The sequence below is a fragment of the Mesorhizobium sp. M1E.F.Ca.ET.063.01.1.1 genome (genome assembly GCF_003998155.1).
In the GTDB taxonomy this organism is placed as follows: Bacteria; Pseudomonadota; Alphaproteobacteria; order Rhizobiales; family Rhizobiaceae; genus Mesorhizobium.
The window spans coordinates 1-5134 of the sequence record NZ_RZSC01000425.1 but is presented as its reverse complement, the minus strand read 5'-3'; the positions used below and the strand labels follow the sequence as shown (position 1 = coordinate 5134).

Genomic DNA, 5134 nt, shown 5'->3' with positions numbered 1-5134 from the left:
AACAAAACGAAGCCGCTCGTCCATGAGTCCAGTCTCTCGCCAAACCATCGCCGGTCCTCCCGGCAAACGAGAAAACTGTCACCCATCTAATCGGTCCATTCTGTTACCTATCTATCCGGTTCGGACAAGAGCTGCTGATCTCCCCCCTTGCGGGGAGATGTCCGGCAGGACAGAAGGGGGTGCTGTCCCGCCAGCGGCCCGAAGATCTTAGTACCCCGCGATGGAGAATAAACCTCAGCGCTTCTTCGCCCGGCCGGCGAAAGGATTTTCCGAGGTGCGCAGCGCCATCCGGATCGGCACGCCGGGCATGTCGAAGGCCTCGCGCAGGCTGTTCGACAGATAGCGGACATAGGATTGCGGCATCACGTCCGGGCGCGAGCAGGAGACGACGAAGCCCGGCGGGCGGGTCTTGGCCTGGGTGACGTATTTGATCTTCAGCCGGCGGCCGGCGACGGCGGGCGGCGGATGATGGGCGAGGATGCCTTCCAGCCAGCGGTTCAGCTTGCCGGTGGAGACGCGGCTGTTCCAGACCTTGTGCGTCTTGATGACGGCTTCCATCAGCCGGTCGAGGCCGCGCCCGGTTTCGGCCGAGACGGTCACCGCCTGGATGCCGCGCACCTGGGGAAGAAGCCGCTCGGTCTTCTCGCGCAGCTCGGCCAGAAGCTCCTGCGGGTTGTCGATCAGGTCCCATTTGTTGAAGGCGATCACCGGCGCGCGGCCCTCGCGGATGATGAGGTCGGCGATCTGCAGATCCTGCTTCTCAAAGGGGATGGTGGCGTCGAGCATGATGATGACGATCTCGGCGAAGCGGATGGCGCGCAGGCCGTCCTGCACCGAAAGCTTCTCGAGTTTTTCCTGGACCTTCGACTTGCGCCGCATGCCGGCCGTGTCGAACAGTTTTATCCGGCGGCCGCGCCAGTCCCAGTCGACCGAGATGGAATCGCGGGTGATGCCGGCTTCCGGGCCGGTCAGCAGCCGCTCCTCGCCGATCAGCGCATTGATCAGCGTCGACTTGCCGGCATTGGGGCGACCGACGACGGCGATGCGCAGCGGCTTGGTGTCGTCATAGGTGGGCTCGGCATCGGGATCGGCGATATCCTCGCCGATCAGCACCTCGCTCACGGCGATCTCGTCACCCGCTTGTTCCTCGTCCTCGCCGAAGGCGCGTTCCTCGCCGAGCGCCGCGATCACCGCGTCGCGCAGGTCGGGCATGCCCTGGCCATGCTCGGCCGAGACGGGGATCGGCTCGCCGAGGCCAAGCTCCCAGGCTTCCAGCATGCCGGCTTGCGCACCACGCGCCTCGGCCTTGTTGGCGACCAGCACGACCGGCTTGCCGGATTTGCGGACCACCTCGGCGAAGGTCCGGTCGTCGGGCATCAGGCCGGATTTGGCGTCGACGGTGAAGAAGATCAGGTCGGCTTCGCGGATCGCGATCTCGGTCTGCTGGCGCATGCGGCCGGGCAGCGTCGAGGCCGCCGCATCCTCGAAGCCGGCGGTGTCGATGACGTCGAAGTGAAGATCGTAAAGCTTGGCGGGATGCACACGACGGTCACGCGTCACCCCCGGCGTGTCGTCGACAAGCGCCAGCTTCTTTCCCACCAGCCGATTGAAAAGAGTCGATTTGCCGACGTTAGGCCGGCCGATGATGGCGACTTTGAAGCCCATCCGAGGTCACGACGCGTTGCCCGACCCGCGGATCAGTTCGGACATCAACTGCGCCCGCTGGCGCACATTGCGCGGGGCGCCGTCATCCGAAGAGATCTGGTCGAACAGTTTGAGCGCGTCGGCCGACTTGCCTTCCTTCCAGGCGGCAAGACCAAGCGCCTCGCGCGCGGAATGGCGCAGCGGATTGGTGTCGGCGGTCAGCGCCTCGACCCGGCTGGAAACATCGGCGAAGGAGCCGTGGTCGACCAGCAGCAGCGCTGCCCTCAGGCGAGCCATATCACGTATGCCGGCGGGAATTGCGCTGTCGGCGGCGACCTCGTCGAAGTCCTTGACGGCGGCGTCGACATCGCCCTTGTCGGCTTTGACGGTCGCCGCGCGCATGCGGGCGAGCAGCGGATAGGCGCCGTAGCCGTCCTTTTCCAGTTGATCGAGAGCCGCGATCGCCTCGTCGTTCTTGCCCTCATTGGCAAGCTTGAGGGCAGCTGAGAAGGCATCGCCCGAGCGGTTGGCACGGGTCTCGTCCCAGTAGCGGTAGCCAACGACGGCGGCAGTGCCGACCACCACCAGGATGGCAAGGCCAAGCAACGCCGGACCAAAACGGTCCCACAGCGCCTGCGCCTGGTCGCGGCGAATCTCCTCGTTGACTTCGCGGATAAAACTGTCGTCCGACATCAATCAAAAACCATTGCGGCCAAAAAACCATCACGCCCCTTGGCGGGGCGCTTCTTGAGCCCGCGTTTTAGCGAAATTTTGTCGGCATGGAAGGGGTCCGGCCGGAAAATCGGCGGGACAATCCAGAGCGGCTTGCAGGCGAGCCGGAACGTACCGATGCCACATTTGGCCGATAGCCGGCTTTTCAATAGTCTGAAAGATCGCCCCGAAAGGCAACAAGTGCCACATCCGTTCCGCGTCCTTGCGTTCAGTCTTGCTTCGCTAGCCACCTGCGTTGCCTGGGCTTTCGCCGATCCGCCCAAATCGCCTGAGCCGATACCGGTGAAGCCGAAGCAGATCGTCCTCATCTCCTTCGACAGCGCGCGCGAGATTTCGCAATGGGAACGCAGCCGCGCGCTGGCAAAGCGCACCGGCGCGCATTTCACCTATTTTCTGTCCTGCGTCTTCCTGCTCTCGCCGGACACGCGCGCTGAGTACATCGCGCCCGGCAAGGGCGCCGGCAAATCGAATATCGGCTTTGCCGCCTCGAAACAGGAGGTGGCGGACCGGCTCGAACAGATCCGGCTCGCGGCCGCCGAAGGCCACGACATCGGCAGCCATGCCTGCGGCCATTTCGACGGCAAGGCCTGGAGCAAGGCCGACTGGCTGGCCGAGTTCGGCGCATTCCGGCACATCTTCGAGAATGCCTATGCGATCAACGGCATCTCGCCCGAGCCGCCCGGCTGGCGCGATTTCGCCCGTCATGCCGTGACCGGTTTTCGCGCGCCGTACCTCTCGACCGACAAGGCGCTTTACGAAGCGCTGCCCGAAGCCGGCTTCCAGTACGACGCGAGCGGCGTCTCGAACGGTCCTGCCCCGCCGCCGACGAGGAACGGCGTCACGCATTTTGCATTGCCGCTGATTCCGGAAGGACCGAAGTCGAGGCCAGTGGTCGCCATGGATTACAATCTCTATGTCCGCCATTCGGGCGGCTTCGACGAGCCGGCCAAGGCGTCCGAATTCGCCGACCGCGCCTATCATGCGTTCCGCGCCGCCTTCGATGCGCAGTACAACGGCAAGCGCCTTCCGCTCGAGCTCGGCTTCCACTTCACGCAGATGAACGGCGGCACCTACTGGAACGCGCTCGAGCGCTTTGCCGGCGAGGTGTGCGTCATGCAGCAGGTCGAGTGCATCAGCTTCCGCGACTATGTCGAGCGGCAGCGCGCCGATCAAAGGCAGGCCGCATCCTCCGCGCCATGCTTGGCGAGATAGCGCTGATCGATGTCCGGCAGCGGCTCGCCCTCCAGCGTTGCCTCGAAGGCGCGCAGGCGCTTGTGCACCGACTGCAGCTCGACGATGGTTGACCAGGAATTCAACAGGAACTGCAGCGAATTCGTCACCTTGCCGAAGGCATTCGAGATCTGATTCAGGGCGCCGAAGGTGATCTTGTGCGCGACCAGCGAGGGTCCGAGGATCAGCAGCGAGAAGATGTTGTCGGCCTGCAGGTAGGTGTAACGCACGACGTTGAAATAGATGTAGTGGAAATAGAGCCTGAAGTAGTTGCGGCGCACATTGGTGAACAGCTCCGTGGTCGTCGCCGGCTGCGCCCGGTCGGGGTGGTCCTCGCCATAGACGAGTTCCTTGCGATAGGCGGCCTCGACACGCTGGTTGCGGAACTGCAGGCCCGGCAGCTTGAGACCGGCGAGCATCACCGAGGCAGTGCCGAACACGCACCAGCCCAGCGCGGCAACCACCAGCGGCTGCGGGACCGCGCCGATGATCGGCAGTTCGGTGATGTGGGCCTGAAGCTGGATCATCACCGGCAGGAAGGCGATCAGGGTCATGATCGACTGGACGAAGCTCGAACCCAGGTCCTCCATGATCTGCGAGAAGCGCATGGTGTCTTCCTGAATACGCTGCGAGGCGCCCTCGATGTGGCGCAGCCGGCCCCAGTTTGCCATGAAGTAGTCGTTCATCGCCGTGCGCCAGCGGAAGATCCAGTGGCTGACAATAAAGGCGTTGACCACCTGCACATTCATGCCGACCAGCGCCAGCCAGGAGAAATCGGCCAATCCGGTGTAGAATTCCGTGTCGGTCGACGCTGTCGTTCCCGACATCAGGCCCTGCACGTAGTCGAAGAAAGGCCCGTACCAGTTATTGACGGCAACGGAGACCTGCACGTTGAAATAGATGAAGAACAGGACGAGGGCGGTCATCAGGATCGACCAGTTCTGCCACGGATGCGGGGCATACCAGCTCCAGAACGCATAGAAGATCAGCACGCAAGCCGCGAAGTAGATGTAGAACCACAGGAACGGCTTCGACCACAGGACCGCGATGCCAATGATGGGCGGAGTACCGGCCGCTGCCGGCGGCAGGCCGAGGACGGCGCCCAGCTGCTCGCCGCCGAAGAACCAGAACAGGATCCCCGCAAGGCTCCAGACGGCGGCCGAGGTGAAGAAAAGCTTCGGCTGCGGGAAGAAGGATACGAACACTGTGGCGGGTTTCCTCGGTCTGACCGCAAATCAGCGGCGTTTGCTGTTCGGCGGGCATAAGGTCACACATTAGTGGGAAAGAAAATGCCCTGCCCTGCGCCCGGCACGAGCAAGACCACAAATCATGGCGATTTTGGCGCAGCCGACCAGGCAATGACGCCGGAGAGCAGTAGCGCTACGGCAGCCGCGATCGAGGCCAGCACATAGTTGCCCGAGGCCTGGGCGAGCAGGCCGGCGGCGACCGGGCCGATGATCTGACCGAGGCCGAAGGCGGCGGTCATCACCGCGAAGATGCGGCGCGGCGCCTGCGGCGCAAGCCGCCT

5 protein-coding genes are annotated in these 5134 nt (G+C 63.8%); 1 reads left to right on the top strand and 4 read right to left on the bottom strand.

The features are described from left to right. Positions 1-234: 234 nt before the first annotated feature. Positions 235-1665, bottom strand: a complete 1431-nt coding sequence (gene der, locus EOA29_RS24420; RefSeq protein WP_126095310.1) for a ribosome biogenesis GTPase Der — start codon at positions 1663-1665, stop codon at positions 235-237. Positions 1666-1671: 6 nt separating this feature from the next. Further along, positions 1672-2337 (bottom strand): tetratricopeptide repeat protein, encoded by a 666-nt coding sequence (locus tag EOA29_RS24415; protein ID WP_126095311.1) that lies wholly within the window; start codon positions 2335-2337, stop codon positions 1672-1674. Positions 2338-2556: 219 nt separating this feature from the next. Here EOA29_RS24415 and EOA29_RS24410 point away from each other — a divergent pair, with 219 nt between their 5' ends. Continuing rightward, positions 2557-3588: a polysaccharide deacetylase family protein gene (locus EOA29_RS24410; RefSeq protein ID WP_127221720.1), complete on the top strand. Its 1032-nt coding sequence runs from the start codon at positions 2557-2559 to the stop codon at positions 3586-3588. Here the strand turns inward: EOA29_RS24410 and sbmA are convergent. Both sbmA and EOA29_RS24400 read right to left on the bottom strand, forming a co-directional pair. Next, positions 3546-4811, bottom strand: a complete 1266-nt coding sequence (gene sbmA, locus EOA29_RS24405; RefSeq protein ID WP_127221718.1) for a peptide antibiotic transporter SbmA — start codon at positions 4809-4811, stop codon at positions 3546-3548. The two genes, EOA29_RS24410 and sbmA, sit on opposite strands and share 43 nt — an antisense overlap. A 122-nt stretch (positions 4812-4933) precedes the next feature. Then, positions 4934-5134: YbfB/YjiJ family MFS transporter (locus EOA29_RS24400; protein WP_127221716.1), on the bottom strand; the 201-nt coding region annotated here is incomplete at its 5' end.

Bases quoted from the DNA above. Each gene is read 5' to 3' on its own strand.
- der (WP_126095310.1), bottom strand. From the start codon at position 1,665: ATGGGCTTCAAAGTCGCCATCATCGGCCGGCCTAACGTCGGCAAATCG.
- EOA29_RS24415 (WP_126095311.1), bottom strand. From the start codon at position 2,337: ATGTCGGACGACAGTTTTATCCGCGAAGTCAACGAGGAGATTCGCCGC.